11 protein-coding genes are annotated in these 16,790 nt (G+C 71.4%); 6 read left to right on the top strand and 5 right to left on the bottom strand.

The features are described 5' to 3' along the window. Positions 1-90: 90 nt before the first annotated feature. The 4 genes from cydD to hisC form a co-directional block, all read right to left on the bottom strand. Positions 91-3,648 (bottom strand): thiol reductant ABC exporter subunit CydD, encoded by a 3,558-nt coding sequence (gene cydD, locus V7793_RS08640; RefSeq protein WP_336003893.1) that lies wholly within the window; start codon positions 3,646-3,648, stop codon positions 91-93. A 94-nt stretch (positions 3,649-3,742) separates the two neighbouring features. Further along, positions 3,743-4,750, bottom strand: coding sequence for a cytochrome d ubiquinol oxidase subunit II (gene cydB / locus V7793_RS08635; RefSeq protein WP_336003890.1), 1,008 nt, complete (start codon positions 4,748-4,750; stop codon positions 3,743-3,745). 39 nt (positions 4,751-4,789) lie between these two features. Next, complete coding sequence (locus V7793_RS08630; RefSeq protein WP_336003888.1) at positions 4,790-6,367, bottom strand: cytochrome ubiquinol oxidase subunit I; 1,578 nt, start codon at positions 6,365-6,367, stop codon at positions 4,790-4,792. A 312-nt stretch (positions 6,368-6,679) separates the two neighbouring features. Continuing rightward, positions 6,680-7,759 (bottom strand): histidinol-phosphate transaminase, encoded by a 1,080-nt coding sequence (gene hisC, locus V7793_RS08625; RefSeq protein WP_336003886.1) that lies wholly within the window; start codon positions 7,757-7,759, stop codon positions 6,680-6,682. Positions 7,760-8,138: 379 nt separating this feature from the next. Between hisC and V7793_RS08620 the strand changes: the two genes are divergently transcribed. The 3 genes from V7793_RS08620 to V7793_RS08610 all read left to right on the top strand — a co-directional run bounded on the left by V7793_RS08620 (position 8,139) and on the right by V7793_RS08610 (position 11,814). Further along, a complete protein-coding gene (locus V7793_RS08620; RefSeq protein ID WP_168090785.1) occupies positions 8,139-9,248 on the top strand; it encodes a LacI family DNA-binding transcriptional regulator in 1,110 nt (369 codons plus the stop codon). A gap of 341 nt (positions 9,249-9,589) precedes the next feature. Then, the gene (locus V7793_RS08615; protein ID WP_336003945.1) at positions 9,590-10,726 is read left to right on the top strand and encodes a metallophosphoesterase; all 1,137 of its coding nucleotides are present in this window, start codon (positions 9,590-9,592) and stop codon (positions 10,724-10,726) included. Between the two features lie 188 nt (positions 10,727-10,914). Beyond that, on the top strand, positions 10,915-11,814 hold the full coding sequence (locus tag V7793_RS08610) for a hypothetical protein (RefSeq protein ID WP_336003879.1): 900 nt from the start codon (positions 10,915-10,917) through the stop codon (positions 11,812-11,814). A gap of 151 nt (positions 11,815-11,965) precedes the next feature. Here V7793_RS08610 and thiC read toward each other — a convergent pair whose 3' ends face one another. Beyond that, a complete protein-coding gene (thiC, locus tag V7793_RS08605; RefSeq protein WP_336003876.1) occupies positions 11,966-13,726 on the bottom strand; it encodes a phosphomethylpyrimidine synthase ThiC in 1,761 nt (586 codons plus the stop codon). Positions 13,727-13,920: 194 nt separating this feature from the next. On the opposite strand from thiC, the gene V7793_RS08600 reads away from it, so the two are divergent. From V7793_RS08600 to V7793_RS08590, 3 genes are all read left to right on the top strand, one after another. Next, positions 13,921-15,417 carry a YibE/F family protein gene (locus V7793_RS08600; RefSeq protein WP_336003872.1) on the top strand — a complete coding sequence of 499 codons (1,497 nt, stop codon included), beginning with the start codon at positions 13,921-13,923 and terminating at the stop codon, positions 15,415-15,417. Between the two features lie 22 nt (positions 15,418-15,439). Then, a complete protein-coding gene (locus tag V7793_RS08595; RefSeq protein ID WP_336003869.1) occupies positions 15,440-15,640 on the top strand; it encodes a hypothetical protein in 201 nt (66 codons plus the stop codon). A 177-nt stretch (positions 15,641-15,817) separates the two neighbouring features. After that, the coding region (locus V7793_RS08590; protein ID WP_336003866.1) for an SPFH domain-containing protein at positions 15,818-16,790 on the top strand (973 nt) is incomplete at its 3' end.

The following is a 16,790-nucleotide window of genomic DNA, read 5'->3' as shown; positions in this document are numbered from 1 at the left end:
CCCGGCCCTCTCCTGGGCGCCCCGGCGCCCCCGGGACCGGCGGTGTCCCGCGGGCTGGAGTCGTTTGCCGTGGCTGCCATACCCACGAGCCTAGTAAGCACCATTTGTCAGGGAAAGGGCTTCCGGGCCGGTGTCCGCCGCCTCTTCGCGCTCCAGCATCCGCCGGAAGGGCCCGTCGGCGGCCGCCAGCGCCTCGTACGAGCCCCTCTGCACCGTCCGGCCCCGTTCCAGCACGATCACCTCGTCGACCGCTTCCAGGCCCGTCAGCCGGTGCGTGATCAGCACGGTCGTACGGCCCTCCGTGGCCGCCAGCAGGTCGGCGGTCAAGGCGTCCGCCGTCGGCAGGTCGAGGTGCTCGGCGGGCTCGTCCAGCACCAGCACGGGGAAGTCGGCGAGCAGCGCACGGGCGAGCGCGAGCCGCTGCCGCTGGCCGCCGGACAGCCGTGCCCCGTGCTCCCCGACCAGGGTGTCGAGCCCCTGCGGGAGCCCGTCGACCCACTCCAGCAGCCGCGCCGACCGCAGGGCGTCGCGCAGGGCGGCCTCACTCGCGTCCGGCCGGGCCAGGCGCAGGTTCTCGCGCAGCGAGCTGTCGAAGATGTGCGCGTCCTGCGCGCACAGCCCGACCAGCCCGCGCACCGCGTCGCCCGCCATCGGCACGGTGTTCCGGCCGGCGAGGGTGTACGTGCCGGACTCCGCGTCGAGGAAGCGCAGCAGCACCTGGGCGAGCGTCGTCTTGCCCGCGCCTGACCGGCCCACCACGGCCACCCTGCGGCCCGCCGCCAGCTCCAGCCCGAATTCCTCCAGGGCGGGGACGGGCTGCCCGGGGTAGCGCGCCGTCAGGTCCGCGAGCCGCAGCGGGAAGGGCGTTCCGGGCGCGCCGGCCGTCCCTTCCTGGACGGGCAGGGGCGCGTCCAGCACCTCGTACACGCGCTCAGCGGACTTCCGTACGCGCTGCCGGTACTGCACCGCGAGCGGTAGTCCCGCCACGGCTTCGAACGCCGCCAGGGGCGTCAGTACGACGACCGCCAGCCACAGTCCGTCCAGCCGGCCGTCGTGCACGGCCGTCACTCCCGTCCAGGCGGCGGCGGCCACCGTCAGGCCGCACGCGAGGGCGGACAGACCGGACCCGAGCGCCGTGGCCGCGGCGGCACGCCGGGCGATGCGGGTGAGCCGACCGTCCGAGGCGCGCAGCCCGGTCAGCCGTGCCGGCAGGGCGCCCGCGACGGTCAACTCGTCGGTACCGGCGAGGACATCGACCACCTGGACCGACAACTCGCCCCGGGCGGGAGCCGACTGCCGTTCCGCGCGCCGGGCGACCGCGCCGGACAGCACCGGCACCGCCACCCCGGCCACCAGCAGCCCGGCGGCGAGCACCAGGCCGGCTTCCGGAAGCAGCCACGCCGTGAAGCCGACGGCGGCACCGCCGACGAGGACGGCCGAGCCGAGCGGCAGCAGCCAGCGCAGGAAGTAGTCCTGCAGCGCGTCCACGTCCGCCACCAGCCGGGACAGCAGGTCGCCCCGGTGGGTGTCGCGCAGCCCGGCGGGCGCCAGGCGCTCCAGCTGCCGGTACACGCCCGCCCGCAGGCCCGCGAGGGTCCGCAGGGCGGCGTCGTGGGAGACCAGGCGCTCGGCGTAGCGGAAGACGGCGCGCCCGATGCCGAACGCGCGGGTCGCGGTGACGGCGACCATCAGATAGAGCACGGGCGGCTGCTGCGAAGCCCGCGAGATCAGCCAGCCGGACACGGCCATCAGCCCGACGGCACTGCCGAGGGCGAGGGCGCCCAGCAGCAGCGCCAGGGCGAACCGGCCGCGCAGGGGGCGGGCGGCGGCCCGTACGCGCCCGAGGACGCCGGGGCCGTCGGCGAGACCGGTTACACCAGACCCATCAGACGCATCAGACGCATCAGCAACAGCCGGAGAACCGGAAACATGAGCCTCCTGACCCTGCGCCTGCGCGCCCGCTTCCGCCCCGGCACCCCGCTGGACCGGCATCGCATCGGCCTTGGAAACCGGTGCGGCGAGCCGCACCGTCCGGTCGGCCGCGGCCAGCAGCGCGGGCCGGTGCACCACCATGATCACGGTGCGCCCCGCGGCCAGCCGGCGGATCGCCTCGACGACCGACGCCTCGGTCTCGCCGTCCAGGTTCGCCGTCGGCTCGTCCAGGAGCAGGACCGGCCGGTCGGCGAGGAACGCCCTTGCCAGCGCGAGGCGTTGGCGCTGCCCTGCGGAGAGCCCGGCTCCGTTCTCGCCGAGGCGAGTGTCAGTGCCGTGGGGCAGCATGGAAACGAAGTCGAGCGCACCGGCCGCGCGCAGTGCTTCCCGCACCTGCGCGTCCGTGGCGCCGGGCCGTGCCAGTCGTACGTTCTCTGCGACTGTCCCGGCGAAGAGACGGGGTCGTTGCGGGACCCAGGCCACCTGGTCCCGCCAGCTTTCGGGGGAGAGCGATGCCAGATCCGTACCGTCCACGAGCACCCGACCCGCGTCCGGGCGGGCGAAGCCGAGGAGCACGTTCAGCAGGGTCGTCTTGCCGCAGCCGCTCGGTCCCACGAGCGCGACCGTCTCCCCGGGCCGCACCTCGAACGAGGTTTCGAGCAGGGAGGGTTCGGCCCGCCCCGCGTGCCGCACCGCCAGCCGGTCGACGGTCAGGGTCGCCCGCCGCGCGTCGGGGGCGGGCGCGGTCCCGGCCGGGGCGGGTTCGGTCTCCAGGACGGCGAAGACCTCGTCTGCGGCGGCCAGCCCTTCGGCCGCGGCGTGGTACTGCGCGCCCACCTGCCGCAGCGGCAGATAGGCCTCGGGCGCGAGCACCAGGACCATCAGCCCGGTGTACAGGTCCAGTTCGCCGTGGACGAGCCGCATGCCGATGCCGACGGCGACCAGCGCGACCGACACGGTCGCGAGCAGTTCGAGGGCGAAGGAGGAGAGGAAGGCGAGGCGCAGGGTCCGCAGGGTGGCCCGCCGGTAGTCGGCGGTGATCGCGCGGATCGACTCGGCCTGGGCCTTGGCCCGCCCGAAGACCTTGAGCGTGGGCAGCCCCGCGACGACGTCGAGGAAGTGCCCGGAAAGCCGTGCCAGCAGCCGCCATTGGCGGTCCATCCGCGACTGGGTGGCCCAGCCGATGAGCACCATGAAGAGGGGGATGAGCGGCAGCGTGAGGACAATGATCAGCGCGGAGATCCAGTCCGCGGAGACGATACGGGCGAGGACGGCGACGGGGACGACGACCGCGAGGCCGAGCTGGGGCAGGTAGCGGGCGAAGTAGTCGTCCAGCGCGTCGACGCCCCGCGTGGCGAGGGTGGTGAGCTCGCCTGTCCTGCGCGCATCCAGCCATCCGGGGCCGAGCCGGGTGGCGTGCGTCAGCAGGCGGTCCCGCAGCTCGGACTTGACCGCCGCGCTCGCGCGGTGGGCCGTGAGTTCGGTGAGCCAGGAGACGGCGGCGCGACCGGCGGCGACAGCCGCCAGCAGCGCCAGGGACGGGCCCAGGCCGCCCGCCGTCCGCCCGTGCTGGAAGGAGCCGGTGACGATCTCCGCGATGAGCATCGCCTGGGCGATGACGAGGCCGGCGCCCGCCAGCCCCAGCACGACGGAGGCGGCGAGGAAGAAGCGGGTCGCGGTGGCGTACCGGAGCAGCCGGGGGTCGACGGGCTTCATGGCGGTCCGTCCTATCCGTCCTGAGGGGCCGGTGACTTGAGGGGCCGGTGGCTTGAGGGCGGGTGCCCCTTTAGCCACCGGCGGCCCGAAGGGTCTAGTGGGCAGCGGGGGCCGGGATGTGCTGGGTGCCGATCCGCTTGCGGAAGACCCAGTACGTCCACGCCTGGTAGGCGATGATCAGGGGCGTCATGGGCACCGCGACCCACGTCATGATCTTCAGCGTGTAGGGGCTGGAGGCGGCGTCCTCGACGGTCAGGCTCCAGGACGCGTTGGCCGAGGAGGGCATGACGTCCGGGAAGAGCGCGAGGAAGAGCAGCGCGAACGCCGCCGCGACCGCCACGCCGGAGAAGGTGAAGGCCCAGCCCTCGCGGCAGTAGTGGTTCACGACCAGCGCGGCGGCCAGGGCCGCCACGGCGACGATCAGGGCCGGCAGGCTGCGCCCGTTGCCCGACTCGGCCTGCGTCCAGCCGAGGAAGGCCACGGCGAGCACGCCCGAGGTCATGCCCAGCACGGTGGCGCGGGAACGAGCGCGGTCGCGGATGTCGCCCACCGTCTTCAGCGCCGCGAAGACCGCGCCGTGGAAGGTGAACAGCACGAGGGTCAGGAGGCCGCCCAGCAGCGCGTACGGGCCGAAGAGGTCGGCGAGGGTGCCGGTGAAGTTCTTGTCCGGCCCGATCGGGACCCCGCGGACGATGTTCGCGAAGACGACGCCCCACAGGAAGGCGGGCAGCAGCGAGCACCAGAAGATCGCGTGTTCCCAGTTGCGCTGCCAGCGCTCCCCGCTGCGCTTGTGGCGGTACTCGAAGGCGACGCCGCGCACGATCAGGCACACCAGGATCGCCAGGAGGGGCAGGTAGAAGCCGCTGAAGAGGGTCGCGTACCAGTCGGGGAAGGCCGCGAAGGTGGCACCGGCCGCGGTGATCAGCCAGACCTCGTTGCCGTCCCAGACGGGGCCGATCGTGTTGATCAGCACCCGGCGCTCGGTGCGGTCCCGGGCCAGCAGCTTGGTCAGCACGCCTATGCCGAAGTCGAACCCTTCGAGGAAGAAGTAGCCGGTCCACAGGACGGCGATCAGCAGGAACCAGAAGTCGTGGAGGTGCATGGTCGGTTCTCCGTTCCGCCGCTTACGCGGGTGAGCGCGTCAGTAGGCGAAGGTCAGCGGCTTGTCGGCGTCCTCGGGGCTCTCGCCCGCGCCGCCGGAGGGCAGCCGCAGCCGGGGGTCCTTCGCGGGCGGCTTCTCGTCGGTGTCCGGTCCGGCCTTGGCGTACTTCACGAGCAGCTTGACCTCGACGACGGCGAGCACCCCGTACAGCAGCGTGAAGACGCCCATGGAGGTGAGCACCTCGCCCTGGCTGACGCCGGGCGACACCGCGTCGGCGGTCTTCATCAGGCCGTAGACGCCCCAGGGCTGGCGGCCCATCTCGGTGAAGATCCAGCCGAAGGAGTTGGCGATCAGCGGGAAGCCCATGGTGAGGACGCCGATCCGCCAGGACCAGGCGGTGAAGAAGGGGCTCATCTCGCGGGTCCGGGTCAGCATCAGCCGCGGGACCTCGTTCTCGCCGGTGCGGAACTCGGGCGCGAGCCAGAACTTCTTGCGGGTGGTCCACAGCCCGATCAGCGCGGCGACGAAGGAGGTCATCCCGAAGCCGATCATGAGCCGGAAGCCCCAGAAGGTCATGAAGATGCTGGGGATGTAGTCCTCGGGATCGCCGCCGTAGAGCGCGGCCTCCCGGGCGGCGATGTCGTTGATGCCGGGGACGGCCTCGCTGAAGTTGTTGTGGGCGAGGAAGGAGAGCAGGCCCGGGATCTCTATCTCGACGCTGTTGTGGCCCTTGGAGACGTCGCCGACGGCGAAGACCGAGAACGGTGCCGGCGTCTTGGTCTCCCACAGCGCCTCGGCCGCGGCCATCTTCATCGGCTGCTGCTCGAACATCACCTTGCCGAGCTCGTCGCCGCTGATCGCGGTGCCCAGGCCGGCGATCACCGCCACCGTCAGGCCGACGCGCAGCGAGGCGCGCATCGCGCCGACCTGGCTGCGCTGCTTCTCCCCCAGCTCTTCGCCGCGCAGCTGCTTGCGCTTGGCGCGCCACAGGTGGAAGGAGGCGATGCCGACGATGAAGGCGCCGCCGGTGAGGAAGGCCGCGGTGAGGGTGTGGAAGACGACGACAAGGGTGGTGTTCTGGGTGAGCACGGCCCAGATGTCGGTCAGGTGCGCCTTGCCGGTCGCCTTGTCGACGGCGTAGCCGATGGGGTGCTGCATCCAGGAGTTCGCGGCGAGGATGAAGTACGAGGACAGCAGCGTGCCGACGGCGACGATCCAGATGCACGCGCAGTGGATCTTCTTCGGCAGCTTGTCCCAGCCGAAGATCCACAGCCCGATGAAGGTCGACTCGAAGAAGAAGGCCAGCAGGGCCTCCATCGCGAGCGGGGCCCCGAAGACGTCACCGACGAAGCGGGAGTAGTCCGACCAGTTCATGCCGAACTGGAACTCCTGCACGATGCCGGTGACCACGCCCATCGCGATGTTGATGAGGAAGAGCTTTCCCCAGAACTTCGTGGCGTGGAAGTACTTCTCCTTGCCCGTGCGGACCCAGGCGGTCTCCAGCCCGGCGGTGATCGCGGCAAGGCTGATCGTGAGCGGGACGAAGAGAAAGTGGTAGACGGTCGTGATGCCGAACTGCCAGCGGGCCAGCGTCTCAGGAGCCAAAGCCAGATTCACTCGGTCTCTCCTTGCCTCTCGCGTCGCCGGCAACACGGGTCGTCGGCGTTATGCACCTGTATGCCCCAGGTGAAGCAGGACAATAGGGCGCGCTTGTGAACGCGTTCACATTCACAAGCATTATGGCGCACCAGCTTTTCGGACAAGTGAGGGGGGTACCCCCTTCGGCCCTAGCGCCCGCCGCCCGGACGGCCGGACGGGCCGGGCCCGGCGCCGGCCCCTCGCACCCGCCCCCTCCGGACATGCGAACGCCGCGCACCCCGGACAGGGATGCGCGGCATCGGAGACGACCGGGCCGGAAGGCCCGCGCGCTCAGAGCTCCTTGCGGAACTCCTCCGCCACACGCACGAAGATGTCGTTCCCCTCGGTCTCGCCGATCGTCACCCGCACTCCCTCGCCGGGGAACGGCCGCACGATCACACCGGCCCGCTCGCACGCCTCCGCGAAGTCGAGCGTCCGGTCCCCGAGCCGCAGCCAGACGAAGTTCGCCTGCGTCCGCGCCACCGTCCAGCCCTGCCCGGCCAGCGCCTCGACGACCCGCGCCCGCTCGGCCACCAGCGCGTCCACCCGCTCGCGCAGGGCGTCCTCGCTGCGCAGCGAGGCGACGGCCGCCTCCTGGGCGATCTGGCTCACGCCGAACGGAACGGCCGTCTTGCGCAGCGCCGCCGCCACCGGCTCGTGCGCCACCGCGAAGCCCACCCGGAGGCCCGCCAGGCCGTAGGCCTTGGAGAACGTGCGCAGCACGCAGACGTTCGGCCGGTCGCGGTAGAGCTCGAGCCCGTTCGGGAACTCGGGGTCGCGGACGAACTCGATGTACGCCTCGTCGAGCACCACCAGGATGTCGGAGGGCACCCGGTCCAGGAAGGACTCCAGCTCGGCCCGGTGCACCACGGTGCCGGTGGGGTTGTTGGGGTTGCAGACGAAGATCAGCCGGGTCCGGTCGGTGATCGCCGCCAGCATCGCCTCCAGGTCGTGGACGTCGTCACCGGTCAGCGGCACCTGCACCGGCGTGGCGCCGGAGACCCGGGTGATGATCGGGTACGCCTCGAAGGAACGCCAGGCGTAGATCACCTCGTCGCCGGGGCCGGCCGTGGCCTGCACCAGCTGCTGGGCCACGCCCACCGAACCGGTGCCGGTGGCCAGGTGGGAGACCGGCACCGAGAAGCGCTCGGCCAGCTCGGCCATCAGGCCGGTGCAGGCCATGTCGGGGTAGCGGTTGAAGGAGCCCGTCACGGCGACCGCCCGCTCCAGCACGCCCGGGAGCGGCGGATACGGGTTCTCGTTGGAGGACAGCTTGTACGCGACCGGGCCGTCGGCAGCGGCGGGCTTGCCCGGCTTGTAGGTCGGCACGCCGTCCAGCGCAGCGCGCAGCTTGGGGGTCTTCTCGGTCACCGCAGGTCCTCCTCAGACATCCCGTGCGCTCGCTGCCGCACGGGACGAGCCGCACACGAATAGCGGACATGAATACTGCACACCTTAAGAGGATTCACCGGGTCGGCGTCCAGAGCAGGGGGAGCGCTTCCGTAAATGGCGTGCGCCGGTGGCGGGCGCCGTGGCGCGCATCCCCCATGAAGGTGAGTTGAGACCTCTTCGAGACCTGGACCATTCACCAGGCGCGGATATGCCACAGGCCCCCGGCACCCTGCCGTAGCCCACAACTGGCTTCGTTTCCATGGTCATTGAAGGGAATTCCTCTTGCAGAAACGTGCCTGTCAACAGTCAAATATGCCGCCCTGCCAACGGACCACCCGAGCCCTACTATCGGCTCGCCATGACAGCAGCAGGGAAGCATCAGGTGAGCCGGGCGGAACCATCCCGCAGGGGCAGCCGGCATGGACGCGCGGGCATCCGCGACGTGGCCGCCGCCGCCGGGGTTTCGATCACGACCGTCTCCGACGCGCTCAACGGCAAGGGCCGGCTACCGGACGCGACCCGCCGCCATGTCCGCGAGGTCGCCGACAGGCTGGGCTATCGCCCGTCCGCCGCGGCCCGCACCCTCCGTACGGGCAAGTCCGGCCTCATCGGCCTGACGGTGACCACGTACGGGGATGAACCTTTCACCTTCACCGAATTCGCCTACTTCGCCGAAATGGCCCGGGCAGCCACCTCCGCCGCGCTGGCCCGCGGCTACGCCCTGGTCATCCTCCCCGCCACCTCCCGTCACGACGTGTGGTCCAACGTGGCCCTCGACGGCACCGTCGTGATCGACCCCTCGGACCACGACCCCGTGGTCTCCGACCTCGTCCGCCAGGGCATCCCCGTCGTCTCCGACGGGCGCCCCGCCGGCACCCTCCCCGTGACCGCATGGGTGGACAACGACCACGAGGCCGCCGTCCTCGGCATCCTCGACCACCTCGCCGCCGCCGGAGCCCGCCGCATCGGCCTGCTGACGGGCACCAGCACCGACACGTACACCCGGCTCTCCACCCACGCCTACCTGCACTGGTGCGAGCGGGTCGGCCAGGACCCGGTCTACGAGAAGTACCCCGCCCACGACCCCTGCGCCGGCGCCGTCGCGGCCGACCGGCTGCTCGCCCGCCCGGACCGGCCCGACGCGGTGTACGGCCTGTTCGACCCCAACGGCACCGACCTGCTGGCCGCCGCCCGGCGCTACGGGCTGCGCGTCCCGGACGATCTGCTGCTCGTCTGCTGCAGCGAGTCCACGGTCTACGCCACCACCGAGCCCCCCATCACCACGCTCTCCCTCAAGCCGCGGCGCATCGGCACCGCGGTGGTCCAGCTCCTCATCGACGCCATCGAGGGTCTGGACAGCGGCCGGCCGGTCGAGCAGGTGATACCGACCGAGCTGATCGTCCGCACCTCCTCGCAGCGCCGTCCGCCCCGCACCACGGTCAGCCCGCCGCGCGGCCCCGCCGGCTGATCCGGAAGCTCCGCGTCCGCCGTCCGTCCGCCACCGCTTCCGGCAGTGGCGGACGGACGGCGGCGCCGACCGGAGGTGCCCGGCCGCCGCCGCCCGCCGCGCGGTCAACGCACCGTTCCCCGTCTCCACCGCCTTCACCGGGACGCCGTGAGGGCGCTCGGGGGGCGCACGGGCCCTGGGCGAATGGCTCAATTGGGGAGAAAAACCCGTCGTGCGCACTCTCCTGCCCCGATTCGCGGCCCCTGGTGCGTCACAAGCCGCGACGGTCATTCCTATGATGGGCGCACGACACCACGGACCGCCGTCGACCAGGCAAGGTCCACAAGGTGCACGGCGGCGCGATGGTGGAGGGGTCGATGACTCAGGGGGCCGGTCAAGGACCCGCGGCACGGCACACGGCGGGCATCCCGCCCTTCCCCGGCTACGCCGCGCCTCCTGCGCCTCCCGTGGCCCCTGGCCCCGTGGCGCCGTACGCACAGTCCGCGCCCCCCGTGCAGCCGCCGATGGACGCCCCCGACGGCTACACGCCGACCGCGCGGGACCTCCCGGTGATCGGCCGTGGCGCCCCCCAGAGGGCCCCTCAGGACGTCCCGACGGTCGAGCTGACCCCGCTCACCGACCCGCACCCCCCGGCCCCGCAGCGCCCCGGCCTGGGCCCGCTGTACGTCGTGGGCGACGTCCACGGCTATCTGGACGAGCTCTACGAGGCGCTGGCCGCGGAGGGCCTGATCGACGCGGCGGGCCACTGGGCCGCGGGCAACGCCCGGCTGTGGTTCCTCGGTGACTTCACCGACCGCGGCCCGGACGGCGTCGGCGTGATCGACCTCGTCATGCGGCTGTCGGCCGAGGCCGCGGCCGCGGGCGGCTACTGCAAGGCCCTCATGGGCAACCACGAGCTGCTGATCATCGGCGCGAAGCGGTTCGCCGACACGCCGGTCAACTCGGGCGCCGGCACGGCCTCCTTCCAGGCAGCCTGGCTGCTCAACGGCGGCCAGCGCAGCGACATGGAGCGCCTGGAGGACCACCACCTGCAGTGGATGTCCCGGCTCGACGCCATGGCGAAGGAGGACGGGCACCTGCTGGTGCACTCCGACACCACCGCCTACCTGGAGTTCGGCGACTCCATCGAGGACGTCAACGACGCGATCACCGAGGCCCTGCAGCGCAACGACCCGGACGAGGTCTGGGACCTCTTCCGGAAGTTCACCAAGCGCTTCGCCTTCCGTGACGAGGACGCCGGCCCGCCGGCCGTGCGCGAGCTGCTGGGCACCTACGGCGGTGGCCGGATCGTGCACGGCCACAGCCCCATCCCGTACCTCCTGGGGGAGGTCGGCACGGAGGAGCCGGACGCCGAGGACGACGGAGCGCCGCTGGTGGACGGCCCGCACCTGTACGCCGACGGGCTCGCCCTCGCCATGGACGGCGGCGTCACGATGGCCGGAAAACTGCTGGTCGTGCAACTTCCTCTGGCTGACTGAGGGTTCAGCGGGCAGGCGGACGGGCAGGTAGGGAGTTCCACCGCCGCGGGGGTAATTCGGGAAACACACTGTCACCTCGCGCCGGTACGGCTCTACCATCGGCTTATCCGTAGCAGGCTCTCCTCCGTTTCCGCCCACTGCCCGGTGTAAGCCGGCACCACGGCCCTACGGAGCATCGGGGGATGCACATGAACAGCGCTCCGCATCTGCTGGCCGAGGACCACCCGGAATTCGAGCGGGTTCTCGACCAGGCGCTGCGTACCGCGAACCATGACCCGGAACTTGCCGCCGCGATAGGACAGCGGCTCAATACAGAACAGCTGCGCGAGATGGCTCTTGACGCCATGCCCGCCATCTCGGCTTGCGCAACGATCGAATACCAGAACTACGTAAGGGCGCGCGATGCACTGCGCGCGCTCTCCGAGACGGCGCGCCCCCAAACCGTAGGCGCCGGGGGCGCACCCGATTCCGAAAGCGCTCCCTCCGGCGCGGCCGCCCCCGCTGCCGCGGACGGAGAGCCGGAGGAGTCCTCGGGTGCGGGCGCCGGAGCGGTGCTCGCCGTCCTGGCCCCGGTCCTCGCCGGTATCGCCGCCCTGATCTTCCTGGCCATCGGCTACGCCCTGCGGACCGTCGGCTCCAACACGGCCGTCGCGGACCCGATGGTCAACGTCGGCTGGTGGTTCGCCGGCCTCACGGCCGCCGGTGTGTTCATCGCCATGGTCGGCATCCTGCTCACGGCCCTGCGCAACGGCTCCTCCGAGGGGAGTGATGCGCGAGGGGTGCGCGTGAAAGAGGATGCCGAGCGGGCCAGAGAGGCGTGGCGGCAGGCCCTGATCCACCGCGGTCTGCTGCCCTTCGTCCGCGAGGCCCTGGCCAACGCCCCCGCCGGCCCCGGCGGGGGCGCCGGGCGATCCGCCCCGGTCGTCCCCAGGCGCCGCGAGGGCCACGGCCGCACGCCCCACCTGGGGTACTCCCGGCCCGGCTTCACCAGCCCGGACAGCGACTCCGGCTCCGGCACCCGCGCCGGTTACACCAGCCCGGACTTCACCAGCCCGGACTACGGCGGCCCGGACCACCGCCCGGAGTGACTCCGGGCGGCCCTCCGGACGCCGGCGGCCGGGGCCGGACCCCGGCCCCCCGCCGGAATCCGGGGCACTTCCGGAATCAGGGGCACTTCCGGAATCAGGTGGGCTTCCGGAATCCGGTGGACTTCCGGATCCCGGTCCGCCGCCTGCCCGGTCAGTCCGCGATCGGCAGATAGACGCGGTTGCCCGCCGCCGCGAACTCCTTCGACTTCTCCGCCATCCCGGCCTCGGGGTCCACGGCGAGATCGCCGCCGTGCTCGCGCCGGATGTCCTGCGAGATCTTCATCGAGCAGAACTTCGGACCGCACATCGAACAGAAATGCGCGGTCTTCGCCGGCTCGGCCGGCAGCGTCTCGTCGTGGAAGGCCCGTGCCGTCTCCGGGTCGAGGGCCAGGTTGAACTGGTCCTCCCAGCGGAATTCGAACCGCGCGTCCGAGAGCGCGTCGTCCCACTCCTGCGCCCCCGGGTGGCCCTTGGCGAGGTCCGCGGCATGGGCGGCGATCTTGTAGGTGATCACACCCGTCTTGACGTCATCGCGGTCCGGCAGGCCCAGGTGCTCCTTGGGCGTGACGTAGCAGAGCATCGCCGTGCCCCACCACGCGATCATCGCGGCGCCGATGCCGGAGGTGATGTGGTCGTACGCGGGTGCGACGTCCGTCGTCAGCGGGCCGAGGGTGTAGAACGGCGCCTCCTCGCAGATCTCCTGCTGGAGGTCGATGTTCTCCTTGATCTTGTGCATCGGGACGTGGCCCGGGCCCTCGATCATCGTCTGGACGTTGTGGCGCTTGGCGATGGTGTTGAGCTCGCCGAGGGTCTTCAGCTCGGCGAACTGCGCCTCGTCGTTGGCGTCCGCGATGGAGCCGGGGCGCAGGCCGTCGCCGAGCGAGTACGTCACGTCGTAGGCCGCGAGGATCTCGCAGAGCTCCTCGAAGTTCTCGTAGAGGAACGACTCCTTGTGGTGCGCCAGGCACCACGCGGCCATGATCGAACCACCGCGCGAGACGATGCCGGTCTTGCGGCGGGCGGTGAGCGGGACGTAGCGCAGCAGCACGCCCGCGTGCACGGTCATGTAGTCGACGCCCTGTTCGGCCTGCTCGATGACCGTGTCCTTGTAGATCTCCCAGGTGAGCTCCTCGGCCTTGCCGTCGACCTTCTCCAGGGCCTGGTAGAGCGGCACGGTGCCGATCGGCACCGGGGAGTTGCGCAGCACCCACTCGCGCGTGGTGTGGATGTTGCGGCCGGTGGAGAGGTCCATGACGGTGTCGGCGCCCCAGCGGGTGGCCCACGTCATCTTCTCGACCTCCTCCTCGATGGAGGAGGTGACCGCGGAGTTGCCGATGTTGGCGTTGACCTTCACCAGGAACTTCTTGCCGATGATCATCGGCTCGATCTCCGGGTGGTTCACGTTGGCAGGGAGGACCGCCCGGCCCGCCGCGATCTCCTCGCGGACGGTCTCGGGAGAAACCTTCTCCCGGAGGGCCACGTACTCCATCTCCTCGGTGATCTCACCGCGGCGGGCGTACGCGAGCTGGGTGACGGCCTGCCCGCCGCGGCCCCGGCGGGGCTGGCGCGGGCGGCCCGGGAAGACCGCGTCGAGGTTCTTCAGCCCCCCGCGCGGCGAGGTGTGCTTGATGCCGTCGTCCTCCGGGCGCATCGGGCGCCCGGCGTACTCCTCGGTGTCACCACGGCCGATGATCCAGTTCTCCCGGAGCGGCTGGAGGCCGCGCCGGACGTCCGTCTCGATCGCCGGGTCGGTGTACGGGCCGGAGGTGTCGTACAGCTGGACGTCCTGCCCGTTGGTGAGGTGGACCCGCCGAACCGGCACCCGAAGGTCCGGACGCGAGCCGGTCACGTAGTCCTTGTGCCAGCCGATCTCCCGGCCGGTTTCGGACGTGCGTGCATCCTGCGAGGTCATGAGACCAGAACTCCCTACGCCGGCATTACCCGGTAACAGGTTCGGCGGTCGACGCAGCGGTCTTCCGTACGAATCTCCGTACGGAGGTCAGCGCCCTCTCAGCCCGGTGCTCCGAGCTCCCGCGATTGCAAAGGTGCCACCACGCTAGCGCCTCTCGTGTCCGAAGGACCAGGGGGGCTTGCAATGATCGGGGCGTGACCCCCACGGACCATGATTTCCCAGACCACCCCCACAGCCCCGGGCATCCGCACGCCCGGATCCACCCGCAAGGCCATGGCGAAGGCCGGGCCCAGGAGGAGACCCCGGCCCAGACCCGGACCCAGACCCAGCCTCAAAGCCACGCACACGCCCCCGGCCATGGGCACGGGCACGGCCATGGGCACAGCCATTCCCACGGCCCCGCCTCCCCCGTCTCCGCGCACCTGCGCAAGGTGATCGCCGCGGTCCTCATCCCCTTCGCGGCCGCCGTGATCACCGGCCTGGTCGTGCTGTGGCCCGGCGGTGCGCCCCCGCACGAGCACTCCGGGCTCGGTCTCGACCAGAAGACGGAGTCGGGCCGGGTCGTGAAGATCGAGGAGGTCGACTGCGCGAAGGGCGGCGGCCAGCAGCAGCCGCCTCCCGGGCAGCAGGGCGGTCCGGGAGGCCCCGGCGGGCCCGCCAAGCCGAAGGGCCCCTGCGAGAAGTCCGACATCGAGGTGACGTCGGGCCCGGACAAGGGCCGGACGTTCACCGAGCTCGTCCAGCCGAGCGCCTCGCGCCGCTACACGGTCGGCCAGGAGGTCGTCCTCGCGTACGCCCCCAAGGCGCCGAAGAACCTGCAGTACTCGGTCAGCGACGTGAACCGGACGCTGCCCATGGCGATACTGGCGGCGGTGTTCGCGCTGGCCGTCGTGGTCGTCGGCAGGCTGCGCGGGCTCTTCGCGCTGATCGCGCTGGTGATCAGCTTCGGAGTGCTGACGCTGTTCATCCTCCCTGCGATCCTCCAGGGCTCCGATCCGCTGGTGGTGGCCGTCATGGGCGGCAGCGCGATCATGCTGATCGCGCTGTACATGTGCCACGGCCTGACAGCACGCACGTCCGTGGCGGTCATCGGAACGCTCACCTCACTGCTGCTGATCGGCCTGCTCGGAACGATCTTCACCAGCTGGGCCCATCTGACGGGCAACACCGACGACCAGACCGGGCTCGTGCACAGCCTCTACCCGGAGATCGAGATCCGCGGACTGCTGCTCGCGGGCATCATCATCGGCTCGCTCGGCGTGCTCGACGACGTCACGGTGACGCAGACGTCGGCGGTGTGGGAGCTGAAGGACGCGGACCCGACCGCGAGTTGGCGGAAGCTCTACGGGGCGGCGATGCGCATCGGCCGGGACCACATCGCGTCGGTCGTGAACACCCTGGTGCTGGCCTACGCGGGCGCCTCGCTGCCGTTGCTGCTGCTGTTCTCCATCGCCGACAGCGGCGTCGGAACGGTCGCGACCAGCGAAATCGTGGCCGAGGAGATCATACGGACGCTCGTCGGCAGCATCGGGTTGGTGGCCTCCGTGCCCGTGACGACCGCGCTGGCGGCCCTCGTTGTCAGTGCCGACCGGCACAATGCGAGTACGGGGCCGGGTGCCGGCACCGGGATCGGTTCGCGGGCCGGGGGGCGCGCCAGGTCGAAGGGTGGCCGGCGCCGCCGGGCCAAGTGAGCGCACGAGGGGGGAGCTGCCGGTGGTGGGGGCGCAGGGCAGGGTGACGGGCACGGTCGGCCCGGGGCTGGTCGGCGAAGTGATGGTGCGGGTCCGGGGCGGGGCCGAGGCCTTCCTGGCCTACGCGGTGGAGCCGGGCGAGCGGATCGAGCGCGGGGCGCTGGTGGTGGTCATGGAGTACCAGCCCCCGCGCACGGTGTACGTGACGGCTGCCTACGCGTGACCCGGCTGTTTACGCACGACGCGATTGTTTACGCATGACGCGGTTGTTTACGCATGACGCGACTGCGTATGCATGACACGGCTGCGTATGCACGGTCCGGCCGCTTACGGGTGATACGGCCGGGGCAGAAGGGATTTGAGGGGCCCCGTCGTGGGGTCCCGAAGGGGGGCTGCACGCATGCTCATCGGCATCGTGGCGGGGATCGTCCTCGTCGCCGTGGCCGTCGTGGTCGGGCTGTTCAAACTGATGTGGCGAGTGGCCGAGCCCAATGAGGCGCTCGTCATCTCCGGTTCCAAGCACCGGACCGAGGGCCTGGAGGAGGGGATGGGGTTCCGGATCGTCACGGGGCGGGGGACCCTCGTGCTGCCCGGGGTCCAGGTGGTCCGGAAGCTGTCGCTCGACCTCAATGAGGCGGATCTCCATGTGGATTGTGTGACCAAGCAGGGCATCCCGCTCAAGGTCCACGGCGTGGTCATATTCAAGGTCGGCGACGACTTCGTGTCGATCGCCAACGCCGCCCGCCGCTTCCTGGACCAGCAGAAGTTCATGGGCGACCGGGTGCACAACGTCTTCGCGGGCCATCTGCGCTCGATCGTCGGCGGGCTCACCGTGGAGGACATGATCCGTGACCGCGAGCGGCTGACGGGGGAGACCCGGGCCGCCTCGGGCACCGAGATGGAGAAGCTCGGTCTGATCATCGACTCGCTGCAGATCCACGAGATCCAGGACCCGACGGGCTACATCAAGAACCTGTCCGCGCCGCACGCGGCGGCGGTGCAGCGGGACGCCCGCATCGCTCAGGCCGAGGCCGACCGGCTGGCGACCGAGGCGGAGCAGCAGGCCGCGGCCCGGATGTCCCAGGCTCAGCGCGACTCCGAGATCCTGCAGGCCGGCTATCAGGCGGAGCGGGACAGCGCGGCGGCGAAGGCGCGGCAGGCCGGTCCGCTGGCGGAGGCGGCGGCCCAGCAGGAGGTCGTGGTCCAGGAGACGCGGGTGGCGGAGCTGGCGGCGCACCGGCGGGAGCAGCAGCTCCAGGCGGACGTGCGCAAGCCTGCGGACGCGGCGGCGTACGAGAAGCGCACCCTGGCCGAGGCGGAGCGCGACGCCCGTATCTCCGCGGCCCAGGCGAGGGCCCGGGAGACGGAGCTGG

It is taken from the genome of Streptomyces sp. KLMMK (genome assembly GCF_036961605.1).
GTDB classification, from domain to species: Bacteria; Actinomycetota; Actinomycetes; order Streptomycetales; family Streptomycetaceae; genus Streptomyces; species Streptomyces telluris.
The sequence above is the reverse complement of the archived record's forward strand: the minus strand, read 5'-3'. Positions and strand labels throughout refer to the sequence as shown.